The 24,149-nt window shown below is 47.0% G+C and carries 15 protein-coding genes, 4 tRNA genes, 4 rRNA genes and 1 riboswitch; of the genes, 5 read left to right on the top strand and 18 right to left on the bottom strand.

All coding sequences use genetic code 11. The features are described from left to right. Positions 1 to 203: 203 nt before the first annotated feature. The 8 genes from VER99_RS13750 to VER99_RS13785 all read right to left on the bottom strand — a co-directional run bounded on the left by VER99_RS13750 (position 204) and on the right by VER99_RS13785 (position 7,510). Positions 204 to 279, bottom strand: a tRNA-Val gene (locus tag VER99_RS13750). A gap of 30 nt (positions 280 to 309) precedes the next feature. After that, positions 310 to 385: transfer RNA gene (locus VER99_RS13755), tRNA-Lys, on the bottom strand. Between the two features lie 2 nt (positions 386 to 387). Beyond that, positions 388 to 463, bottom strand: a tRNA-Glu gene (locus tag VER99_RS13760). Positions 464 to 554: 91 nt separating this feature from the next. Next, a 16S ribosomal RNA gene (locus VER99_RS13765) occupies positions 555 to 2,107 on the bottom strand. A 318-nt stretch (positions 2,108 to 2,425) separates the two neighbouring features. Continuing rightward, positions 2,426 to 2,542, bottom strand: a 5S ribosomal RNA gene (gene rrf, locus VER99_RS13770). 92 nt (positions 2,543 to 2,634) lie between these two features. Beyond that, a 23S ribosomal RNA gene (locus VER99_RS13775) occupies positions 2,635 to 5,524 on the bottom strand. 266 nt (positions 5,525 to 5,790) lie between these two features. After that, a tRNA-Glu gene (locus tag VER99_RS13780) sits at positions 5,791 to 5,866 on the bottom strand. 91 nt (positions 5,867 to 5,957) lie between these two features. Continuing rightward, a 16S ribosomal RNA gene (locus VER99_RS13785) occupies positions 5,958 to 7,510 on the bottom strand. Together the 16S, 23S and 5S rRNA genes with 4 tRNA genes alongside form the textbook arrangement of a ribosomal RNA operon. A 556-nt stretch (positions 7,511 to 8,066) precedes the next feature. Between VER99_RS13785 and VER99_RS13790 the strand changes: the two genes are divergently transcribed. Then, entirely contained in the window at positions 8,067 to 8,522 is a 456-nt protein-coding gene (locus tag VER99_RS13790; protein WP_024372606.1) for an RNA recognition motif domain-containing protein, read from the top strand. Here VER99_RS13790 and murI read toward each other — a convergent pair. From murI to btuB, 3 genes are all read right to left on the bottom strand, one after another. After that, positions 8,476 to 9,291 carry a glutamate racemase gene (gene murI, locus VER99_RS13795; RefSeq protein WP_014233294.1) on the bottom strand — a complete coding sequence of 272 codons (816 nt, stop codon included), beginning with the start codon at positions 9,289 to 9,291 and terminating at the stop codon, positions 8,476 to 8,478. The genes VER99_RS13790 and murI overlap by 47 nt on opposite strands. A gap of 40 nt (positions 9,292 to 9,331) precedes the next feature. After that, the gene (locus tag VER99_RS13800; RefSeq protein WP_020334030.1) at positions 9,332 to 10,015 is read right to left on the bottom strand and encodes a Dph6-related ATP pyrophosphatase; all 684 of its coding nucleotides are present in this window, start codon (positions 10,013 to 10,015) and stop codon (positions 9,332 to 9,334) included. Positions 10,016 to 10,080: 65 nt separating this feature from the next. Next, complete coding sequence (gene btuB / locus VER99_RS13805) at positions 10,081 to 11,916, bottom strand: TonB-dependent vitamin B12 receptor (RefSeq protein WP_020334031.1); 1,836 nt, start codon at positions 11,914 to 11,916, stop codon at positions 10,081 to 10,083. A 58-nt stretch (positions 11,917 to 11,974) separates the two neighbouring features. Further along, positions 11,975 to 12,176, bottom strand: a riboswitch (cobalamin riboswitch). A gap of 186 nt (positions 12,177 to 12,362) precedes the next feature. Between btuB and trmA the strand changes: the two genes are divergently transcribed. Beyond that, the gene (gene trmA / locus VER99_RS13810; protein WP_020334032.1) at positions 12,363 to 13,469 is read left to right on the top strand and encodes a tRNA (uridine(54)-C5)-methyltransferase TrmA; all 1,107 of its coding nucleotides are present in this window, start codon (positions 12,363 to 12,365) and stop codon (positions 13,467 to 13,469) included. Between the two features lie 62 nt (positions 13,470 to 13,531). Here trmA and VER99_RS13815 read toward each other — a convergent pair whose 3' ends face one another. Together VER99_RS13815 and fabR are read right to left on the bottom strand one after the other, a co-directional pair. Next, positions 13,532 to 13,903: a YijD family membrane protein gene (locus VER99_RS13815; protein ID WP_014233298.1), complete on the bottom strand. Its 372-nt coding sequence runs from the start codon at positions 13,901 to 13,903 to the stop codon at positions 13,532 to 13,534. Further along, entirely contained in the window at positions 13,903 to 14,544 is a 642-nt protein-coding gene (gene fabR / locus VER99_RS13820; protein ID WP_014233299.1) for an HTH-type transcriptional repressor FabR, read from the bottom strand. The genes VER99_RS13815 and fabR overlap by 1 nt, the downstream gene beginning before the upstream one ends. A gap of 294 nt (positions 14,545 to 14,838) precedes the next feature. Between fabR and sthA the strand changes: the two genes are divergently transcribed. Further along, on the top strand, positions 14,839 to 16,239 hold the full coding sequence (gene sthA / locus VER99_RS13825; protein WP_014233300.1) for a Si-specific NAD(P)(+) transhydrogenase: 1,401 nt from the start codon (positions 14,839 to 14,841) through the stop codon (positions 16,237 to 16,239). Positions 16,240 to 16,305: 66 nt separating this feature from the next. Here the strand turns inward: sthA and dinF are convergent, their stop codons facing one another. The 3 genes from dinF to lexA all read right to left on the bottom strand — a co-directional run bounded on the left by dinF (position 16,306) and on the right by lexA (position 19,301). Next, positions 16,306 to 17,649 (bottom strand): MATE family efflux transporter DinF, encoded by a 1,344-nt coding sequence (dinF, locus tag VER99_RS13830; RefSeq protein WP_020334033.1) that lies wholly within the window; start codon positions 17,647 to 17,649, stop codon positions 16,306 to 16,308. A gap of 55 nt (positions 17,650 to 17,704) precedes the next feature. Beyond that, positions 17,705 to 18,499 carry a class I SAM-dependent methyltransferase gene (locus VER99_RS13835; RefSeq protein WP_020334034.1) on the bottom strand — a complete coding sequence of 265 codons (795 nt, stop codon included), beginning with the start codon at positions 18,497 to 18,499 and terminating at the stop codon, positions 17,705 to 17,707. 181 nt (positions 18,500 to 18,680) lie between these two features. Then, a complete protein-coding gene (lexA, locus tag VER99_RS13840) occupies positions 18,681 to 19,301 on the bottom strand; it encodes a transcriptional repressor LexA (protein WP_014233303.1) in 621 nt (206 codons plus the stop codon). Between the two features lie 363 nt (positions 19,302 to 19,664). Here lexA and plsB point away from each other — a divergent pair, with 363 nt between their 5' ends. After that, a complete protein-coding gene (plsB, locus tag VER99_RS13845) occupies positions 19,665 to 22,091 on the top strand; it encodes a glycerol-3-phosphate 1-O-acyltransferase PlsB (protein ID WP_020334036.1) in 2,427 nt (808 codons plus the stop codon). 56 nt (positions 22,092 to 22,147) lie between these two features. Here the strand turns inward: plsB and ubiA are convergent, their stop codons facing one another. Together ubiA and VER99_RS13855 are read right to left on the bottom strand one after the other, a co-directional pair. Continuing rightward, on the bottom strand, positions 22,148 to 23,002 hold the full coding sequence (gene ubiA / locus VER99_RS13850; protein WP_020334037.1) for a 4-hydroxybenzoate octaprenyltransferase: 855 nt from the start codon (positions 23,000 to 23,002) through the stop codon (positions 22,148 to 22,150). Then, positions 23,003 to 23,542, bottom strand: coding sequence for a chorismate lyase (locus tag VER99_RS13855; RefSeq protein ID WP_020334038.1), 540 nt, complete (start codon positions 23,540 to 23,542; stop codon positions 23,003 to 23,005). It lies immediately after the preceding gene. Positions 23,543 to 23,694: 152 nt separating this feature from the next. Here VER99_RS13855 and VER99_RS13860 point away from each other — a divergent pair, with 152 nt between their 5' ends. Then, positions 23,695 to 24,105 (top strand): flagellar basal body-associated protein FliL, encoded by a 411-nt coding sequence (locus VER99_RS13860; protein ID WP_014233307.1) that lies wholly within the window; start codon positions 23,695 to 23,697, stop codon positions 24,103 to 24,105. The last annotated feature ends 44 nt before the right edge of the window (positions 24,106 to 24,149 follow it).

The raw sequence follows: 24,149 nt of genomic DNA on the forward strand, positions 1-24,149 counted from the left end.
TTTTAGTTGTATTCCATTAGGAATACTTTGAGAACTTTACAATCAAACTTAAAAAGTTTGATTTGTCAGCTTTCCAAATTGTTAAAGAGCTATGTTTCTTCACAAGGAAGTACATTTTCTAAAGACTTTCAGAGTCAAAAATGCCAACCAGTATCAATTGCTTGCTCTGGTTTGGACGTTTTATTCCAAAAATGCTTAGAGAATGGTGGGCGATACCGGGCTCGAACCAGTGACCCCCTGCTTGTAAGGCAGGTGCTCTCCCAACTGAGCTAATCGCCCACATAAGTTTTAATTCTTCGTGGAGAAGAATGGTGGGTCGTGCAGGATTCGAACCTGCGACCAATTGATTAAAAGTCAACTGCTCTACCAACTGAGCTAACGACCCAATGGTATCCCGTAGGGGAGTCGAACCCCTGTTACCGCCGTGAAAGGGCGGTGTCCTAGGCCTCTAGACGAACGGGACACTAAGTTGAACATCTTGGGGGATGTTCTATCTCTTAAACTTCATAAACCATATCAATCTGTGTGGACACTCATCGTGAGTAATCATCGTATAAGGAGGTGATCCAGCGCCAGGTTCCCCTAGCGCTACCTTGTTACGACTTCACCCCAGTCATGAACCACAAAGTGGTAAGCGTCCCCCCGAAGGTTAAACTACCTACTTCTTTTGCAGCCCACTCCCATGGTGTGACGGGCGGTGTGTACAAGGCCCGGGAACGTATTCACCGTGGCATTCTGATCCACGATTACTAGCGATTCCGACTTCATGGAGTCGAGTTGCAGACTCCAATCCGGACTACGACGCACTTTTTGGGATTCGCTCACTTTCGCAAGTTGGCCGCCCTCTGTATGCGCCATTGTAGCACGTGTGTAGCCCTACTCGTAAGGGCCATGATGACTTGACGTCGTCCCCACCTTCCTCCGGTTTATCACCGGCAGTCTCCCTGGAGTTCCCGACATTACTCGCTGGCAAACAAGGATAAGGGTTGCGCTCGTTGCGGGACTTAACCCAACATTTCACAACACGAGCTGACGACAGCCATGCAGCACCTGTCTCAGAGTTCCCGAAGGCACCAATTCATCTCTGAAAAGTTCTCTGGATGTCAAGAGTAGGTAAGGTTCTTCGCGTTGCATCGAATTAAACCACATGCTCCACCGCTTGTGCGGGCCCCCGTCAATTCATTTGAGTTTTAATCTTGCGACCGTACTCCCCAGGCGGTCTACTTAACGCGTTAGCTCCGAAAGCCACGGCTCAAGGCCACAACCTCCAAGTAGACATCGTTTACGGCGTGGACTACCAGGGTATCTAATCCTGTTTGCTCCCCACGCTTTCGCATCTGAGTGTCAGTATCTGTCCAGGGGGCCGCCTTCGCCACCGGTATTCCTTCAGATCTCTACGCATTTCACCGCTACACCTGAAATTCTACCCCCCTCTACAGTACTCTAGTCTGCCAGTTTCAAATGCTATTCCGAGGTTGAGCCCCGGGCTTTCACATCTGACTTAACAAACCACCTGCATGCGCTTTACGCCCAGTAATTCCGATTAACGCTCGCACCCTCCGTATTACCGCGGCTGCTGGCACGGAGTTAGCCGGTGCTTCTTCTGTCGCTAACGTCAAATAATGCAGCTATTAACTACACTACCTTCCTCACGACTGAAAGTGCTTTACAACCCGAAGGCCTTCTTCACACACGCGGCATGGCTGCATCAGGCTTGCGCCCATTGTGCAATATTCCCCACTGCTGCCTCCCGTAGGAGTCTGGACCGTGTCTCAGTTCCAGTGTGGCTGATCATCCTCTCAGACCAGCTAGGGATCGTCGCCTTGGTGAGCCCTTACCTCACCAACTAGCTAATCCCACCTAGGCATATCCTGACGCGAGAGGCCCGAAGGTCCCCCTCTTTGGCCCGTAGGCATCATGCGGTATTAGCCATCGTTTCCAATGGTTATCCCCCACATCAGGGCAATTTCCTAGGCATTACTCACCCGTCCGCCGCTCGACGCCGTTAACGTCCCCCGAAGGTTCAGTTAACTCGTTTCCGCTCGACTTGCATGTGTTAGGCCTGCCGCCAGCGTTCAATCTGAGCCATGATCAAACTCTTCAATTTAAGATTTTGTTCGGCTCAATGAATACTGAACATTACATAAAGTAATGTTTGAATTGACTGTGCTGAATCCGAAGATTCAATGGTCACTTCGTATCATTGAAACCTAATTTGAAACCGAAGTTTCTAATTGGATTATCATCAACGAGTGCCCACACAGATTGATAGGTCTATATTGTTAAAGAGCTTGGCTTTCAGTGCCTTAGCACTTAAGCGAGGTGCGTATAATACGCTTTCCACTTTGAAAGTCAACATAAAATTCTAAAAAACTTTAGAACCCTATGGTGACTTGCTTAAATATTAAGCAAGTGCAAAATAAAAGCCTGGCGATGTCCTACTCTCACATGGGGAAACCCCACACTACCATCGGCGCTATTTTGTTTCACTTCTGAGTTCGGAATGGAAGTCAGGTGGGTCCAAAACGCTATGGTCGCCAAGCAAATTCTTTAATCTGGAAAGCTGTTTTTAATTCTCGTTTTTACACATTCAACGTTCTTACATTGAGTCCATCAAAACCCCTTGGGTGTTGTATGGTTAAGCCTCACGGGCAATTAGTACAGGTTAGCTCAACGCCTCACAACGCTTACACACCCTGCCTATCAACGTCGTAGTCTACGACAACCCTTTAGGATACTTAAAGTATCAGGGAGAACTCATCTCAAGGCTCGCTTCCCGCTTAGATGCTTTCAGCGGTTATCGATCCCGAACTTAGCTACCGGGCAATGCGTCTGGCGACACAACCCGAACACCAGAGGTTCGTCCACTCCGGTCCTCTCGTACTAGGAGCAGCCCCTTTCAATTCTCCAACGCCCACGGCAGATAGGGACCGAACTGTCTCACGACGTTCTAAACCCAGCTCGCGTACCACTTTAAATGGCGAACAGCCATACCCTTGGGACCGACTTCAGCCCCAGGATGTGATGAGCCGACATCGAGGTGCCAAACACCGCCGTCGATATGAACTCTTGGGCGGTATCAGCCTGTTATCCCCGGAGTACCTTTTATCCGTTGAGCGATGGCCCTTCCATTCAGAACCACCGGATCACTATGACCTGCTTTCGCACCTGCTCGAATTGTCATTCTCGCAGTCAAGCGGGCTTATGCCATTGCACTAACCTCACGATGTCCAACCGTGATTAGCCCACCTTCGTGCTCCTCCGTTACGCTTTGGGAGGAGACCGCCCCAGTCAAACTACCCACCAGGCACTGTCCGCAACCCCGATAAGGGGTCAACGTTAGAACATCAACACTACAAGGGTGGTATTTCAAGGACGGCTCCACGAATACTGGCGTACTCGTTTCAAAGCCTCCCACCTATCCTACACATGTAGGGTCAATGTTCAGTGCCAAGCTGTAGTAAAGGTTCACGGGGTCTTTCCGTCTAGCCGCGGGTACACTGCATCTTCACAGCGATTTCAATTTCACTGAGTCTCGGGTGGAGACAGCGTGGCCATCATTACGCCATTCGTGCAGGTCGGAACTTACCCGACAAGGAATTTCGCTACCTTAGGACCGTTATAGTTACGGCCGCCGTTTACCGGGGCTTCGATCAAGAGCTTCGACCGAAGTCTAACCCCATCAATTAACCTTCCGGCACCGGGCAGGCGTCACACCGTATACGTCATCTTACGATTTTGCACAGTGCTGTGTTTTTAATAAACAGTTGCAGCCACCTGGTATCTGCGACTCTCAATAGCTCCATCCGCAAGGGACTTCACCGTCGAGAGCGTACCTTCTCCCGAAGTTACGGTACCATTTTGCCTAGTTCCTTCACCCGAGTTCTCTCAAGCGCCTTGGTATTCTCTACCCGACCACCTGTGTCGGTTTGGGGTACGATTCCTTACAATCTGAAGCTTAGAGGCTTTTCCTGGAAGCATGGCATCAATGACTTCACACCCGTAGGTGCTCGACATCGTGTCTCAGCCTTAGAGAGAGCCGGATTTACCTAACTCTCAAGCCTACGCACTTGAACCTGGACAACCGTCGCCAGGCCCACCTAGCCTTCTCCGTCCCCCCATCGCAATTGTAAGAAGTACGGGAATATTAACCCGTTTCCCATCGACTACGCCTTTCGGCCTCGCCTTAGGGGTCGACTTACCCTGCCCCGATTAACGTTGGACAGGAACCCTTGGTCTTCCGGCGAGGAGGTTTTTCACCCCCTTTATCGTTACTCATGTCAGCATTCGCACTTCTGATACGTCCAGCATGCGTTACCACACACCTTCAACCGCTTACAGAACGCTCCCCTACCCAATACTCAAAGAGTATTGCCGCAGCTTCGGTTTACTACTTAGCCCCGTTACATCTTCCGCGCAGGCCGACTCGACCAGTGAGCTATTACGCTTTCTTTAAATGATGGCTGCTTCTAAGCCAACATCCTGGCTGTCTGAGCCTTCCCACATCGTTTCCCACTTAGTAGTAATTTGGGACCTTAGCTGGCGGTCTGGGTTGTTTCCCTCTCCACGACGGACGTTAGCACCCGCCGTGTGTCTCCCGGATAGTACTTACTGGTATTCGGAGTTTGCAAAGGGTTGGTAAGTCGGGATGACCCCCTAGCCTTAACAGTGCTCTACCCCCAGTAGTATTCGTCCGAGGCGCTACCTAAATAGCTTTCGGGGAGAACCAGCTATCTCCAGGTTTGATTGGCCTTTCACCCCTAGCCACAAGTCATCCGCTAATTTTTCAACATTAGTCGGTTCGGTCCTCCAGTTGATGTTACTCAACCTTCAACCTGCCCATGGCTAGATCACCTGGTTTCGGGTCTATATCCAGAGACTGAACGCCCAGTTAAGACTCGGTTTCCCTACGGCTCCCCTAGATGGTTAACCTTGCCACTGAATATAAGTCGCTGACCCATTATACAAAAGGTACGCAGTCACAGGACAAAGCCTGCTCCTACTGCTTGTACGTACACGGTTTCAGGTTCTATTTCACTCCCCTCACAGGGGTTCTTTTCGCCTTTCCCTCACGGTACTGGTTCACTATCGGTCAGTCAGTAGTATTTAGCCTTGGAGGATGGTCCCCCCATATTCAGACAGGATATCACGTGTCCCGCCCTACTCGATTTCACTGAATATGCGTCGTCAGTTACGGGGCTATCACCCTGTATCGCCAAGCTTTCCAGCTTGTTCACCTAACGCTTATAAAGCTTAAGGGCTAGTCCAATTTCGCTCGCCGCTACTTTCGGAATCTCGGTTGATTTCTTTTCCTCGGGGTACTTAGATGTTTCAGTTCCCCCGGTTCGCCTCCTGCTGCTATGTATTCACAACAGGATACTTACTTATGTAAGTGGGTTTCCCCATTCGGAAATCCCAGACTCAAGTGGCTTTTACTGCCTAATCTGGGCTTATCGCAAGTTAATACGTCCTTCATCGCCTCTGACTGCCAAGGCATCCACCGTGTACGCTTAGTCACTTAACCATACAACCCGAAGGAGTTTCGAATTGATGTTAAACAACCAAAGTTGTCTCTCATTATTTGAATGAGCGAGAGACATTCGATTTTGCCGGACTCAAATTCCAAGAACACTTGAATGTGTTTTTAGTTGTATTCAATTACATGAATACTTTGAGAACTTTACAAGTAATCTTAAAGATTACTTTGTCAGCTTTCCAAATTGTTAAAGAGCTAATCACTTCTAATGAAGTAACCATTTTTAAAAGCACTATCGCTAATGCGCTTAAAGATGGTATCCCGTAGGGGAGTCGAACCCCTGTTACCGCCGTGAAAGGGCGGTGTCCTAGGCCTCTAGACGAACGGGACACTAAGTTGAACATCTTGGGGGATGTTCTATCTCTTAAACTTCATAAACCATATCAATCTGTGTGGACACTCATCGTGAATAATCATCGTATAAGGAGGTGATCCAGCGCCAGGTTCCCCTAGCGCTACCTTGTTACGACTTCACCCCAGTCATGAACCACAAAGTGGTAAGCGTCCCCCCGAAGGTTAAACTACCTACTTCTTTTGCAGCCCACTCCCATGGTGTGACGGGCGGTGTGTACAAGGCCCGGGAACGTATTCACCGTGGCATTCTGATCCACGATTACTAGCGATTCCGACTTCATGGAGTCGAGTTGCAGACTCCAATCCGGACTACGACGCACTTTTTGGGATTCGCTCACTTTCGCAAGTTGGCCGCCCTCTGTATGCGCCATTGTAGCACGTGTGTAGCCCTACTCGTAAGGGCCATGATGACTTGACGTCGTCCCCACCTTCCTCCGGTTTATCACCGGCAGTCTCCCTGGAGTTCCCGACATTACTCGCTGGCAAACAAGGATAAGGGTTGCGCTCGTTGCGGGACTTAACCCAACATTTCACAACACGAGCTGACGACAGCCATGCAGCACCTGTCTCAGAGTTCCCGAAGGCACCAATTCATCTCTGAAAAGTTCTCTGGATGTCAAGAGTAGGTAAGGTTCTTCGCGTTGCATCGAATTAAACCACATGCTCCACCGCTTGTGCGGGCCCCCGTCAATTCATTTGAGTTTTAATCTTGCGACCGTACTCCCCAGGCGGTCTACTTAACGCGTTAGCTCCGAAAGCCACGGCTCAAGGCCACAACCTCCAAGTAGACATCGTTTACGGCGTGGACTACCAGGGTATCTAATCCTGTTTGCTCCCCACGCTTTCGCATCTGAGTGTCAGTATCTGTCCAGGGGGCCGCCTTCGCCACCGGTATTCCTTCAGATCTCTACGCATTTCACCGCTACACCTGAAATTCTACCCCCCTCTACAGTACTCTAGTCTGCCAGTTTCAAATGCTATTCCGAGGTTGAGCCCCGGGCTTTCACATCTGACTTAACAAACCACCTGCATGCGCTTTACGCCCAGTAATTCCGATTAACGCTCGCACCCTCCGTATTACCGCGGCTGCTGGCACGGAGTTAGCCGGTGCTTCTTCTGTCGCTAACGTCAAATAATGCAGCTATTAACTACACTACCTTCCTCACGACTGAAAGTGCTTTACAACCCGAAGGCCTTCTTCACACACGCGGCATGGCTGCATCAGGCTTGCGCCCATTGTGCAATATTCCCCACTGCTGCCTCCCGTAGGAGTCTGGACCGTGTCTCAGTTCCAGTGTGGCTGATCATCCTCTCAGACCAGCTAGGGATCGTCGCCTTGGTGAGCCCTTACCTCACCAACTAGCTAATCCCACCTAGGCATATCCTGACGCGAGAGGCCCGAAGGTCCCCCTCTTTGGCCCGTAGGCATCATGCGGTATTAGCCATCGTTTCCAATGGTTATCCCCCACATCAGGGCAATTTCCTAGGCATTACTCACCCGTCCGCCGCTCGACGCCGTTAACGTCCCCCGAAGGTTCAGTTAACTCGTTTCCGCTCGACTTGCATGTGTTAGGCCTGCCGCCAGCGTTCAATCTGAGCCATGATCAAACTCTTCAATTTAAGATTTTGTTCGGCTCAATGAATACTGAACATTACATAAAGTAATGTTTGAATTGACTGTGCTGAATCTTTCGATTCAATGGTCACTTCGTATCATTGAAACCTAATTTGATACCGAGGTATCTAATTGGATTATCATCAACGAGTGCCCACACAGATTGATAGGTCTATATTGTTAAAGAGCTTTTCTGACTTAACTTGCCGCTTTCGCGTCTCGTTGTCAGGGGTGCGTATCTTACGCTGCCCGGTTTGAGAGTCAAGAAATTTTTCAAATTTCTTTTTCTTCTCTTTCCAACTCGCTGTGTGACTCTCGTCTCACTCCGTGTCGGTGAGGCGGCATTATAGGGAGATGTTTGAAGAGCGCAACTCTTTTTTTAAAAAAAAGATTTAAGCGGTCAGTTATTAATCAAAATGGCGAAATTCGCATATTTCTTCGTCACATTTGAGACATATCACAGCAATTGGTTGGAAAAACACCAACCATATACGTAAGATTCATGTGTCTATTATGTTAATAGGCAAACAATCTCTTTATCACCTATGTGTAGTAATCAAAATGACGTCTAAAAAAAATCTGATTTTATGTGCCGGGTTGGCCGTCATTGGGGGAGTCATCTTCTCTCAATTCGCCGTTTCACCCGTACTGAGCTTTCTTATCGGTGTTGTCGCTACTGCTTTTCTGTTTTCATTTTCTAGCCAGACACCAATTGATCAATCAACCGACTCTGACCCATCAACCAAAACCTTGTATGTGGGAAACCTGCCTTATAAGGCAAATGAAAGTCATGTTCGCGATTTATTTGCGGAATATGGACAAGTCTATGCCGTGCGCTTAATGAAAGATAAACGTACTGGTAAAAGAAGAGGATTTGGATTTGTTGTGATGGCTGCTGCAGATGCTGAACCAGCCATCGCCAAGTTAAATGAAAAGCTATATATGGATCGTACACTTAAAGTGCGTATCGCTAACGATCCGAAACACCCGGAAGGCGATAAATTTGAACAGGAGTAAAACCTAGCTTCGCCAGACACACATTCAGTGCATCTTCTTGCCAAGGAGGTGCACTGGCAAAAATTCGTTTAGTCCCCTCCTCTGTGGTTTCCTTACACTGCTCACTATCTAATAACGTCTTTACTCGACGTGCTATCGCTTTTCCTGAGTCAACTAATGTGACCTCACCATCCAGTGCCTGGTGAATTTCTTCTTTAAGAAGTGGAAAGTGAGTGCAACCTAATACAGCGACATCCACTTTATTGCGGATAGGTTCCAAGATGTCTTTTAGTTCTTCAATGCAAGCCTCTTTCCCACGCAGCTTTTCTTCCGCTATATCGACCAGACGGGTAGAGCCCAATAACTCTACTGGTTTTCCCTGAGCATAATCACGAATCAATTTGTGGGTATATTGTCGAGTAACTGTGGCTGGCGTCGCGATCAGTCCCACGCCTTTAGAAGCAAGTAATGACGCCGGCTTAATAGCAGGGACAACTCCAACAACAGGAATCGCTAGCTTTGCACGTAGTGACGGGAGCACTATCGTACTTGCGGTGTTACACGCGATGACAACAATATCGACCTGATACTCTTCCACTAGCGCGGATACCAGTTGGTTCACACGAGAAATGAGAACGCTTTGTTCAAGCTCTCCGTATGGGTATGCCTGATTGTCGAATAGATATAGGTAGTCCATTTGCGGCAATAGACGATGGATTTCTTTAAATACAGAAAGCCCTCCGACACCGGAGTCAAACACCAAAACCTTTTTCTTATTCGCTACTCGCACGAGTCTTACCTAAGTAATATAAACGTTGCGATCATACTGGCTAGATTTGTTTTGGCAATGCTTTGGCACTGTATCTTTGATGACTAAACCTCTCCCCAGTTTCGACCTCTCGCTTAACCAGTTCTATATGGCCTTGAAATGAAGGGGCAGATGTCACCAAGGTATGAAACTCACCATTTTCTCCACAAGGGTCAATATGACTTGGTAGCGAATCAACCAACGGTTTGTCATACCAACGCCCGCACCAATCTGATGACAAGACTTCTCCATCAGTGGTGATAAGCATCGTTTGAATACCGCGATCAATGATTTCCATCGCCAGCGCTTTGCTGCTCTCCCCTAATAGAGGGAATACACATTCCCAGCCAGCAGATTCTATATAGCTACGTCGATAATCAGCGATACCATTGCAGAACATGTCACCAAAAGCGACAGCTTGTATATTTAATTTACTCTCTGCCAATGCGGTGACAATGGTAGATTGGTAGATGTCATTGCTTGGGAAGACAGCAGGCAACTCAATGGTGATCAATGGAAGGCCAAGTAAGTCAGCCTGCATCTGCACAACTTCAAGAGGAGTTGCTTGAAAGGGAACTTCGTCGTCAACATAAGTTGTGTAGAGTCCAACTACTTCGTAATTTGGGTCTTCTTGCAATCTTTCTAACGTCAAAGTGGAATCTTTACCACTCGACCAACTGATCACGACGCGTTTTGGTGTACTCATGATGCCTCCATACGATTCTTGAAAAGAAAAAACCGCCCGAAGGCGGCTTTCATTCATAACTAAGGTTAGAATTGGTAACCGATGTTTACGTAGTAAGCACGCTCTGCCGCAGGATAACCCAACGCCATTTCATACTCTTCATCAAACAAGTTATCGATACGAGCACTAACCGTGGTTGACTCATTAGGGTAGTAAGTAACTGCTGTATCTACCAGAGAGTAAGAAGGCATGTATACGTCTTGAGATGGCCAAGTGCTGTAATCAACATCTGGGCGCTTACCTACGTATAGATAGCTAATTGACCAATCAACCTTGTCAAAGTTTACAATCGCGTTCCACTTGTACATTTCTTTGGCACGACGTTGCAGCTGATCGCCATTGTCATCTTCTGCATCTTTGTAATCAGCGCTCACTTGATGCTGTACAATACCAGTGTCAAACTCGGCAACTAATTCAACACCTTGAATGTGTGTTTCACCGTCAACATTCAGGTACTTGTATGTCGTCGGATGGTAGTCGATAAGATTGGTGATCTTGTAGTCGTAACCTGTCAGTGACCAGAAAACGCCCTGAACATCACCACTAAAGCTGATTTCCCATGCATCTGACTCTTCTGGCTTAAGATCTTTTTCACCGTAAGTTGGGTCGTATTGCTGATAAAGGTTCGGCGCTTTAAATGCAGTACCAAAAGAGGCTTTAGCGCCAAACTCTGGGACGAACTGGTAACCCGCAGCCAGACTGTAAGTAAACTCACTGCCGTACTCTTCGTTATCATCGATACGGGCACTGCCTTCGAGCATAGCGTTATCAATCGTTGCGGTCGCGATACCAAATAACGCGCCATTGGTGCGATCGAACGTTTTATTTGCGTTCTTATCAACATAAGACTCGTCACGCCAATCAATACCACCAGCAAACGTTGTATTGTTGTTTAGAAGGTAGCTGTTGGTCCACTGCACATTTTGCTGTTCTAGCTCGTCTTCTGTACCTGAGTGCTTACCTGCCGACTGTTGGTAATTCCATGACTTTTGCTTCTGTGCCGTCACTTGTAACTCAGACATCAGATTGTCAGATTGGTATTTGCCGCCAATCGTTGCCGAGAAATCATCTTTCTCTGCTTCGTAGTAGGCGCGACTGCCATAGCTGCTGTCGTACTGGTAAACGTTCTCGTATGCACGGAAGTTACCAAATGCTGACCACTGCTTATCAAAATTATGCACGTAGCCAATCAGACCATTCTTGGTTTCAAAGCCATGACGATCACCATCGTTGATGCCAGCAACCGGGCGAACGTTGTAGCCGTCATCACTTTCAGTTCCCAGTGCAAGATTCAACTGACCATTGTCACCAACTTTGATACCCGATGCGATACTCAGTTCTTGATAATCAAGGCTACCCAGACCTGCGCTCAACTTGGTGCTTTCATCTTCCGCGCGAGCCACGGTAATGATATTGATAACACCACCAATCGCTTCAGAACCGTACAGAGATGCACGAGCGCCACGCACATATTCAATGCGCTGAACATAAGTCAGTGGGATCTGGTTGAAATCAACCGCACCTTTTGCTGCACGAGCAAAACGTACACCATCGACCAGCACCAAAACTTGGTCTGAACTTGTGCCACGCACAAATAGCGAAGCTAACTGACCACGGCCACCATTTTGCGTAACCTGAATACCAGTAAGTCGACGCAATACATCCGGTAGAGTCTTAGCTTGAATACGGTCGATATCTTCTCGAGTCACAACTTCCACATCAGCAAGCGTATTGCTTTCAGCTTGTTCAAATCGGTTAGCGGTAACAACGAGCGTTTCGTCAGCGGAGGTTTCTTGGGCCTGTAGATAAGAGACAGGTGAAAGCAGCGATGCCAGAGTGATCGCCAATGCGGATTTTTTCATTATATTGTCCTAAATCGCGTAATTCCTTCCGAGCCCTGCCATTTAATGGCAGACCAGTGCTGTGGCTCAGTTGCTGGCAGGTATTCGGACTTAAGAGCCTGGCTTTTACCCCTCCTACTCGCTCGACTTCCCACATCAACCAATGCAGTGTCTTAATAAGCTTTCGTTCTCTTTTACCGCTGCGCGTCAGTTCTGGAGTTCCACCAGATTCCCATTTCAGCCATCTAGATTGCTAGATAGCACCAGCTTGAGGCTGATATTATTCAGCTATGGATTATTTGTCCAGCCAATATTACCCCTATAAATTGTAACGTTTTGATTAATTGCGCTTTCTACTTAACCTGTACACACTATCTTTAGATCAATTCAAGTACAAAACTGGACATACTGTTGAGATTGAATAAAATCTGCGCTCTTAAATTGAATGCACCATAAAAGGTAAGATCATGGCTACTCTTGATGTAAACCCACAACACTACCAAGAACAACTGGCGGAAAAAGTTGAACGTCTCACTGATATGTTCTCGCCATACAACGTGCCAGAGCTGGAAGTGTTTGAATCACCAGAGCAGCACTACCGTATGCGTGCTGAGTTTCGTGTTTGGCATGAAGGTGAAGACCTTTACTACATCATGTTCAATCAGGAAACTCGTGAAAAATACCGCGTTGACCAGTTCCCTGCAGCAAGCCGTCTTATCAATGATTTGATGCCGCTACTGATTGAAGCGATGAAAGACAACGACTCTCTGCGTCGTAAATTATTCCAAGTGGACTTTCTGTCTACACTGAGCGGTGAGATTCTGGTTTCTCTGCTTTACCATCGCCAGTTGGATGATGAGTGGATTGAAAACGCGAAAGCAATGAAGCAGCGTCTGAATGATGAAGGTTTCAACCTCAACATCATCGGCCGCGCACGCAAGATGAAAATCGTCCTCGACCAAGATTATGTCATCGAGAAACTAGATGTGAATGGTCAGTCGTACATTTACCAACAAGTAGAAAACAGCTTTACACAACCAAACGGTAAAGTAGCAGAGAAGATGCTGGAATGGGCAGTAGACTGTACTCAAGACAGCACTGGTGACCTGTTAGAGCTTTACTGTGGTAACGGTAACTTCTCGCTGGCATTGGCACAAAACTTTGACCGCGTTTTGGCAACCGAACTGGCGAAGCCTTCTGTGGTATCTGCTCAATACAATATCGCAGCGAATGAGATTGATAACGTACAAATCCTGCGTCTTTCAGCAGAAGAGTTTACTCAGGCGATCGAAGGTAAACGTGAGTTCCGCCGCTTGCAAGATGCTGGCGTGGATTTGAAGAGCTACAACTGCAACACAATTTTTGTGGACCCGCCACGTTCAGGTATGGATGTGGACACCTGTAAAATGGTGCAAGGTTACGAGCGTATCATGTACATCTCTTGTAACCCTGACACTCTGAAAGAAAACTTGGACATTTTGAGCGAAACACACAAAGTCACACGTTTTGCTCTGTTCGATCAGTTCCCATACACCCACCACATGGAAGCGGGTGTATTCCTGGAACGCAAATAAGCGTAAAGCAGGTATAAAAAAAGCGAGCTCAATAGCTCGCTTTTTTATTTAACCTTGCGGCGTTATTCCGCTGAAGTTTTGCTCTTGCTTTCCATAAAGCCAAGCTTCTTACCGATCCACACTAGAAGGATCATAGAAACCATAATAGCGAAGAAGTTTGAACCTGCTTCTGGGTATTGCGCTTTGATAAACGCAGAGTGACCAAACGCCCCGACGAAGAAACATGCCAGACCAACCAGTGGGATATCTTCCGATACCGGGTTACTCAAGTATTCTTGGTACAGCGCCTGTACTGCTAGTACAAGAGCGATTAACGGGAAGATTGAGAAAGAGACTTCGCTCATCGTCAACCATGACAACAAAGCATCACCACACACACCTGCAACCAACGCTAAAATCAGCGTTTTCTTTTCAGATTTATTTCCATTCGACATTATTCTATCCTGCCTTTTAATCGGTTACGTTCACGTTCTTTGCGATACCAATAAGCCCCTTTGGCTATCATTCGCAATTGCATAATCAATCGTTCCGCGAGTTCATCGCGCTCACGGCGATCTAAATCTAAAGCTTCAGCACCCGAGCTGAAGACCAAAGTAACCGACGCCTCTGCTTGAGTATACGCCTCTTCTCTGGTCACGCCGGTGCTCATCAAGTACTCAGTTAATTCTGCCGCAAAATGCTGAATTTCTCGAGCAACAGCGGTACGGAATTCAGAAGAAGTTCCTGAACGTTCACGCAGTAACAAACGAAATACGTTAGGGCTACTTTCAATGAATTCCATAAATGTTTCAACTGAAGTTCGAATCACACTTCCTTCTTTTACGATACGTTGACGCGCCTGACGCATCAACTGACGTAACAGTAACCCCCCTTCATCGACCATGGTTAAGCCTAGTTCATCCATGTCTTTAAAGTGGCGATAGAAAGAAGTAGGTGCAATTCCTGCCTCTCGGGCAACTTCTCGCAAGCTGAGACTGGAAAAGCTACGATCCGCACTTAATTGACTAAATGCCGCGTCGATCAATGATCGACGTGTCTTCTCTTTTTGTTGCGCGCGGATGCCCATCGATTTCATTCTTAACTTGCTCTTTTTATGTAGGGTACAAGAGCTTCAATATAACGCAATTACCCCCTACGGAGAAAGATATGTTGCCTTTGCCAGCGTTAACCGCGCAAACGTTACTATTGGCAACCGTCTGAATGCAATATTCTCAATGCAATTTATAGACATCCAACATACCAATTCGTGCTTTTGGTCGTTTCTGCGTGATCACTTCCACTCTCTCGCAGCCATTACGTGTACGTATAGAGCAAATGAGTTAAAATTGCGCTAAGGCAATGTTAAGCAAATATAACAAGGAAATACATCATGGCGCATGTAAATCACTTTGACGTGATCGTAATTGGTAGTGGCCCTGGCGGAGAAGGGGCTGCAATGGGATTAACCAAAGCGGGACTGAATGTAGCCATCATTGAGAAAGAGAGCAGCGTTGGTGGCGGCTGTACGCACTGGGGAACCATACCATCAAAAGCACTGCGTCATGCGGTTAGCCGAATCATCGAATTTAATAGCAACCCGCTATTCTGCCGCAATAGCACCAGTTTACATGCAACATTTTCTGACATTTTAGGCCATGCGAAGTCGGTCATCGACAAACAAACGCGCCTGCGTCAGGGGTTCTACGATCGTAATCAATGTACCCTGCTCTTCGGAACCGCACGTTTTATCGATGATTACTCTGTCGCGGTTATGCAAAGTGATGGCACAGAAGAAGTCTACTCAGCAGATAAATTTGTCATTGCGACAGGCTCTCGTCCATACCAGCCAGATGATGTCGACTTCCTTCACGAACGCATTTACGACAGTGACTCCATCCTAAGCCTGAAGCATGACCCTCGTCATATCATTATCTACGGTGCAGGTGTCATTGGCTGTGAGTATGCGTCTATCTTCCGCGGGCTTGGGGTGAAAACTGACTTGATTAACACCCGTGACCGTTTGTTATCTTTCTTAGACAACGAAGTCTCTGATGCGCTGTCATACCACTTCTGGAACAGCGGTGTGGTGATTCGTAATGATGAAACTTACGAGAAAATTGAAGGTACAGAAGACGGTGTGATTATCCATTTAGAGTCCGGCAAAAAGATGTTTGCGGATTGCTTGCTGTACGCCAACGGCCGAACAGGTAACACGGATAAACTCAACCTTGGTGCGGTTGGTCTGGAAGCGGACTCGCGCGGACAATTGAAAGTAAACCGCAACTATCAAACTGTAGTGGAGCACATTTACGCGGTCGGTGATGTGATTGGTTACCCTAGCCTGGCAAGTGCTGCCTACGATCAAGGGCGCTTTGTGGCGCAAGCAATCACCAAAGGGCAAGCGGATAACTATCTGATTGAAGATATCCCAACCGGCATCTACACCATTCCGGAAATCAGTTCTGTTGGTAGAACAGAGCAAGAACTGACTGCAGCGAAAGTGCCTTACGAGGTGGGTCGATCTTCCTTCAAACATCTAGCGCGTGCTCAGATCGCAGGAAAAGACATTGGCAGTTTGAAGATTTTGTTCCACCGCGAAACCAAAGAGATCCTTGGTATCCACTGTTTTGGTCAACGAGCTGCGGAAATCATCCATATCGGACAAGCCATCATGGAACAAAAAGGGGAAGCGAATACCATCGAGTACTTCGTTAACACAACGTTCAACTACCCAACCATGGCCGAAGCGTACCGCGTGGCAGCATTGAATGGTTTGAACCGACTGTTCTAATGAGAGCAGCCCCCTAAAACGTAAAACAGCAGGCACTCCGCCTGCTGTTTTTGTTTGTGGTAACCGTCAAGCGAGAAAGGTTTCCTTGCGCCATTGATAAAGAAAAATCACGCCAAGCCCGATGCCGCGCATCAACATAAAACTGGTCATCGCCAACCAAAGCGCGTGATTTTCCCATCCCGAAAATAAGTAAAAGACAACAAAGAAGCTGCTGGTCGCAAAAAACATACTGTTGCGCATGTCTTTACCTTTAGTCGCTCCGACAAAAATTCCATCCAAGAGAAAGCACCACATCGAAGCAAGTGGCATCACCACCAGCCATGGCAGATAAATCGCCGCCTGCTGCTGTACCTCTTCTATTGAGGTGATCATGGCGATCAGGATCGATCCTGCTAAAGAGAAGACTGCCGTTAAGCCCAAACAGATAACCAGGCTCCAAAAGAATGTCCCAATAAGCGATGCGCTCAGTTGCTGCCTGTCTTTCGCCCCAATAGCTTTACCCACCATGGCTTCCATAGCATACGCAAAGCCATCCATGCCATAAGAAATGATCATCAAAAAACTCATCAGCACGGCATTCGCAGCCACCACATCATCACCAAAACTCGCCCCCTGAAAGGTCATAAAGCTAAATGCCGCCTGCAAACACAAAGAGCGTAAAAAGATATCTCGATTAAGTTTTATAAACCGACCTATCCCATTCTGCGTGTCTGCAAGGAGACGCTTAGGTGAAGGTAACTGTCGCTCTTGCCATGTTTTCCAAACACAAACTAAGCCAAATGCCATGCCTGAGTAGTCTGCGATCACTGAGGCTAAAGCCGCCCCTTCTACTTTCCAGCCTAAGCCAATCACAAACAAGGCATCCAATGCGATATTAGTAAGGTTAGTAATGATCACCATCCACATCGGTGCCTTGGAGTTTTGAGTACCAAGTAGCCAGCCCAACAATACGAAATTCATTAACGCCGCAGGCGCACTCCAGACACGGACAGAGAAATACTGCATACCATAGTGTTTCACTTCCTCACTGGCATCACTCCAGCTAAAGATAAGGTCAGCAATAGAACTGTGTGCAACTAAAAACAGCACTGCGAACAGCAACGCCATCAAAGCGCCTTGCAGGAAAACTAAAGCAAGTTGCTTACGATCATCACTTCCGTAAGATTGTGCGGCTAACCCTGTTGTCGACATACGCAAAAAACCGAGCAGCCAAAAAGTCACACTGATCATCGTGCTACCCAAGGCGACACCGCCCAGATACCAAGCATGTTCAAGATGGCCAATGACAGCGGCATCAACCAGACCAAGCAAAGGAACGGTAATATTCGACAGCACCATTGGGATCGCAAGTGCCAAGACCTGACGGTGCACCTGAGGATTAGATAAAGGAGAGAAAATAGAGTTTGTCACAAGCACCTCGTTAACTGGATTAACGAGTGTACCTGAGCAATGTGAAGCTAGCCAATCACCACTTAATATGAACGAGGACAGGTGTCAGACGGTATTTAAGTACAGGGATCTTGTTGAGCCAGCGTTGCCATGCCTTCCATCGAGAGCAAAAACGATCGAAAGGCGAAAATACTTTCACCCACTCAGCCCAAGGCAGCCATTGCAGAAATTGTTCTGATGGTGCTTCAAAGCCATGCGCATAGCGATCAGAGCCCAGCTTCTGTCCCCATTTACTTTCAGTGAGATCCCCAGCCAGAACCATACACACTTCAGCAGACACAAAGTGTCGTCCCAACGTTTGAATAAAACGAGCAACCTGCGATTCTGAGCAATCCAGCAGCGCCATTTCACATACCACCAAAACTGGCGTTTTGTCTGGAATATTCAGAGAGTCCAGCCATGACATTTCTTCTACGCTACCGATATGATTTTTATAACGTTCGTTTTTATGGAAAAGTCGCTGTCGCCAAACCAGATTCTCCGTAACATCCAGCTCGACCCAATGACAACGTCCGTTATCCAGACGGTAAAAACGCGTATCGAGACCTGCGCCGACATTAATCACCCACGCCTCAGGATGTTGCTGCAGGAATTGATTGACCTGTTGGTCACACAGTTGAGTTAACGTTACATGCAATAACTGCTTTTGCGCCACATCTCCGCCAAGACAATCAGGCGCCATTTGGCAGTTTAAACAGGCTTTGGCTGCGATAGGGTCATACACTAAGCCATTGTCGACCATACTTTCACGACTGCGTAACAACAAAGGTTTTAATAAATGGTTAGGAACTTGATGTTTAGACTGAGACATGGCATTTCCTGCGCCAATGAAAGTAATGGATACGGAAATAAATGATAATGAATATCAATTACATTATCAAGCATGGATGCATATCAAAAGATAGGAAGTGTGAAATGAGAGAGGTGGGGAAATTAAAAAGCGTAATAAACAACAGCCCAGTAAAGCTGGACTGTTGTTTCAAAGCTTGAGCTTACATCCAGTCAGTATTGCGAATAATACCGACGGCCAGACCTTCAATCGTCAGGTGCTGAGAAGTCAGATCCACCTGGATAGGCGCAAACTCTTCATTCTCTGCATGCAGCAATACGGTAGAACCTTTACGCTCCAGACGCTTCACCGTCACATCGTCGTCAACACGAGCAACGACAACTTGACCGTCACGTACGTCTTGCGTTTTATGCACAGCGAGTAAGTCACCATCCATAATACCGATGTCTTTCATACTTTCGCCGTTTACGCGAAGTAAGAAATCCGCTTGCGGTTTAAACATCGCAGGATCAACTTGGTAGTGGGCTTCCACATGCTCTTGAGCCAGAATCGGCTCACCCGCTGCCACCTGACCAATCAGAGGCAAGCCCTGATCATCATTTGCAGCATCTTCAAGCAGGATACGAATCCCTCGAGATGCACCCGGAATAATTTCAATCGCTTGCTTACGAGCAAGTGCTTTTAGGTGTTCCTCTGCAGCATTTGCAGAGCGGAAGCCAAGCTCACGCGCAATCTCTGCACGGGTTGGTGGCATTCCGGTGTCATCGATTTTACTTTTAATCAAATCGAAGACTTGTTGTTGGCGTGGCGTTAACGGCTTCATGTCTCACCTGTCTTTTTATACAGTTAACTGTGAGTATATCCAGTAAATGGTTAAATGGAAACCCAATTGGTTGTTTTTTAATTTATTTGCTTGGCTTACTTAAGTTACGCAGCATCCTTTTCGTCATAAACGTTTAAAACAGCACGCTTAAAGTGGATCGAGTGGAAGCAACGGCTCGGGTGTTTGACTAATTCATGCTCAATAAAATTAAAAGGTTCGACCAGTTTCTGTTATCCTTGCTGCGCTTAAATTTTATCGCCTAGGCTTATTTCTATTGCCGTACTCATTTTCTCTCAAGATGGGCCATGCGGACACAGAAATAAGCTAGGGCCTGTTTGAATACCTATCGAGGCTGTGAACTTTATGTCTTCTGGACAATCATTTTCACGTTCATTACTAAAACTACCTTTATCGGTACTGGTAAAGGGCACAACAATCCCATCAAACCCTATTGACGATCTTGATATCGATCTGGCTAAACCGATTGTGTATGCCTTACCGTTCCGTTCGAACGTGGATTTGCTGACACTGCAAAAACAAGCCATGAGCCTTGGTCTGCCAGACCCGCTCAGTCCATTGGAAATTAATGGCAAAACTCTCAACCGTTACGTATTTATTGCTGCTCGTCCAACCGTGATGGGAAATGACAATGACGTACCAACAGAATCTGACTCTCTCTTTCGTGAGTTATTAGAACTGCACAAACTGGACAGCGAACTAGATGTACAAATGATCCCAGCAACCGTGCTGTGGGGACGCAAGCCAGGTAAAGAAAAGAATAGTAAACCGTACCTTCAGCCAATGAATGGTCCACAAAAAGCCAAAGCAGTGATGGCATCTGGCCGTGACTGTTTAGTGCGTTTTAGCCCAGTGGTATCGCTGCGCTACATGGCAGATTCTCATGGCACGGACAGTGCGATTGCTCACAAGCTCGCGCGAGTGGCTCGTATCCACTTCTCTCGCCAAAAGCTGGCAGCATCGGGTCCTAACCTACCCCAGCGTCAGGTATTGTTTGCGCGTTTAATGAAATCACCCGCGATTGAGCAAGCCATCGCTGATGAAGCTAAGAGCAAAAATATCTCGATTGAAAAAGCGCGCAAAGAAGCCCATGACATCATGGATGAAATTGCCGCGAACTTTTCTTATGGCTTGGTGAAAAGAGGTGACCGCATTCTCGGCTGGCTTTGGAATAAGCTGTATCAGGGTCTGCATATCAATAATGCCTCTACGGTACGCCGTTTAGCACAAGATGGTCACGAGATCGTATACGTTCCATGTCACCGTAGCCACATGGACTACCTACTGCTTTCGTACGTGCTTTACAACGAAGGCATGGTTCCGCCACATATTGCTGCCGGTATTAACCTCAATTTCTTTCCGGCTGGTCCTATTTTCCGCCGTGGTGGTGCATTCTTTATCCGCCGCAGCTTTAAAGGCAATAAACTGTACTCGACGATTTTCCGCGAGTATCTGGCCGAGCTTTTCGCGAAAGGCTACTCAGTTGAATACTTCAGCGAAGGCGGTCGCTCGCGTACTGGGCGATTACTGCAAGCCAAAACAGGTATGCTGGCGATGACGATTCAGGCCATGCTACGTGGTCTAAACCGTCCAGTTACTTTAGTGCCGGTTTACATTGGCTACGAGCATGTAATGGAAGTAAGTACTTACGCTAAAGAACTTCGCGGTAAGCGTAAAGAGAAAGAGAATGCCGGTTTGGTACTGCGTACTCTGCGTAAACTGCGCAACTTTGGTTTGGGCTACGTCAACTTTGGTGAGCCAATTCAGCTTAACCAATACCTTAACGAGCATGCTCCGGAGTGGACTAAAGATATCGACCCGATGGGTAGCAGCAAACCACAATGGATGAATCCGGTGGTGAACGGGCTGGCCAACAAGATGATGACGCATATTAACGATGCGGCTGCAGCTAACGCACTGACACTCTGCGCGACTGCCTTGCTTGCTTCCCGTCAGCGCGCGTTATCTCGTGACTCTCTAATCAGTCAGATTGAGTGTTACCTGAAGCTACTCAAGAACAACCCGTACTCAAGCACCTCTACCATTCCAAGCGAAAGCGCAGAAGAGTTGGTTGATCACGCAATCTCACTTGATAAGTTTGTGATTGAAACAGACAGCATGGGCGATATCATTTCACTGGATCGCAACCAGTCGATTCTGATGACTTACTACCGCAATAACATCATTCACTTGTTTGCGCTTCCGTCACTGATCGCTCAGATGATTATTCGTCAGCGCAACGTCACGGTGGAAAGCGTTCAACAGAACGTTGCGCTAATCTACCCATTCCTGAAAAAAGAGCTGTTCTTAAGCTATCAGGAAGAGGATTTGAATGAGCTGGTCGAGAAAATTCTTAACGAATTTGTCGAGCAAAAGATGATCTGTCTTGATGGCAATAAGCTGGAAATCAATCAGTCCAACAATCAGTCACTGGTTCTGCTGGGTCGCACGATTACTGAAACACTGCAGCGCTACTCCATCGCAACGAACTTGTTGGTCGCGTACCCTGAGTTAGGTAAATCAGACCTAGAGCAGAAAAGTCAGGATATCGCTCAGCGTCTGGGTCGACTGCATGGCATTAACGCACCGGAGTTCTTTGATAAAGGTGTATTTAGCGCGATGTTCAATACCCTGAAGCAACAAGCGTACCTAGACAATGATGGCAACTGCGATACAGAAAATACGCAGCAATTTGCCAAACTGTTATTTACTCTGCTTTATCCAGAAGTGAAGCTAACGATAGAAGAAAGTATTCACCAGCTTCAGTCATAACAAAAAGCACAAACAAAAAAGGCATCCAATCGGATGCCTTTTCAATTTTCGAATTATTACCAAAACGCCACTAATAAACCGACGGCGATAACCATACCGACATAGTTATTGTTGAGAAATGCTCTAAAGCATAGATCGCGTTCTCGGTGGCGAATCAAATGCTGCTGATAAACAAACAGTGAAGCGGCAATCAGAATCGTCCAGTAGTAGCTCTGCCCTAACTGGTAATACTGCCCTAGTCCAACCAACATCGCTAAGGTAATGAGCTGTAAAATACCAATGATTAACTTGTCATGACGGCCAAACAGAATCGCGGTCGATTTGATACCAATTTTTAAATCGTCATCACGGTCAACCATAGCATATTGGGTGTCGTAAGCAATGGTCCACAGCGCATTAATCACAAAGATAAACCATACGATCAAAGGCAGTTCACCCGTTTGTGCTGCCCACGCCATCGGGATTGCCCAACTAAACGCCAGCCCCAAAAACAATTGTGGAAGATGGGTGTAGCGCTTCATAAATGGGTAGATGAAAGCCAACACAACACCTGCAAACGACAGTTGAATCGTCAGTGGGTTCATGGTCAGAACCAATAAGAATGAGCTCACGGCTAACACAAGAAACAGGCCTATTGCTTCTTTCGCCGTGACTTTGCCCGACGGTAACGGGCGTTGTTTGGTGCGCTTAACGTGACCATCGACTTTACGATCAGCGAAGTCGTTAATCACACAACCTGCACTTCGCATTAGAAATACGCCTAATACAAACACAAGCAATACATCCCAACTCGGCATACCCTGAGCGGCAATAACAAGTGCCCAAACGGTAGGCCACAGTAGTAGCAAGGACCCTATTGGTCGATCCATTCGCGTCAGTTGCCAATATGCTTTGGCTTTTTCTGCGGACATTTACACCCTCTCCTTAGCGTAAATAGGTGAAAGAGATAAGAATAACTCGGCGACTAACATTGGTTTGTGATTCATCCACAACCTTGAACGTCGCGCTAAAAATCGTCCTTGAGGCAGGTTGGCCCACCCCATTTGCAGTGAGTCTCGCTCTACGTTATCCGCACTAAAAACGGTCAGGCCTAAAGGGATATCCCCTTGTTCAGCCAAATCGTATTGCTGATCCACCAGAGTCGTGCATGGAATGAGCGTACGTCCTATAACCCAAGGACTGTCATCACCACACAAAACGACCTCTCGTAACAGGCAATCTTGCTCAGACAATAACTGACTTTCATCCTGTTTCAGTGTCTTGGCAGTGACAATTTGATTTTGTAGCAATTCCACTGTCAAAGCCTGACAGTGTTGCTTTAAACGACGTGACAAAGACCCTTGTTCTTCAAGCCAATGCTTGGACAATTCATTTGGAAATTCAAATTCTTCGGGCTTTTGCCACTCTACTTCCAATAAAGAAGCAAGATAGAGTGATGTTGGCTGATTCATACTAGTATTCAATTAGAGGCTTTATGCGTAGAATAAAGCAACAACTTACCGTCTTACTGAAACCGTAAGTTCATTATTTGTTATAGACGGTCTATTGTACCAAGACTGAAGCGATTCGAATATCGCGATCCAGAGAAAGAAAAGTTAGAAATATGTACAAACGTTATATAGCCCAAACTATTTTTGCGTTAACCATGCTTATCTCCACACCAACCTGGGCTGAAACGGAACAAGCTGGACCTCAGTTGGCGTACTTCACTTTAGAACCAGACTTAACGACAAACTTTTACACTAAAGGAAAAAAGTTAGGTTACGTTCAGGTGCGTATCGATATCATGGTCATGAGCCAGCAAGACCTGACCATCATTGAACATCACCAACCACTGATTCGCGATGCCATCATCGAGTTACTCGGTAAGCAGACAGAAGATACCATCAAGTCTCTTTCTGGTCGGGAAGATTTGCGTAAGACCTTGGTAACGAGGTTAAACGAAACACTCCTGCCGGAAACTGGGAAAACCGTTATTGCGGATTTGCTGTTTACCAAATATCTCTATCAGTAAACGCGGCTTGCACTGATACGAAAAGACCGCTACTGGCGGTCTTT

It is taken from the genome of Vibrio natriegens NBRC 15636 = ATCC 14048 = DSM 759, assembly GCF_035621455.1.
In the GTDB taxonomy this organism is placed as follows: Bacteria; Pseudomonadota; Gammaproteobacteria; order Enterobacterales; family Vibrionaceae; genus Vibrio; species Vibrio natriegens.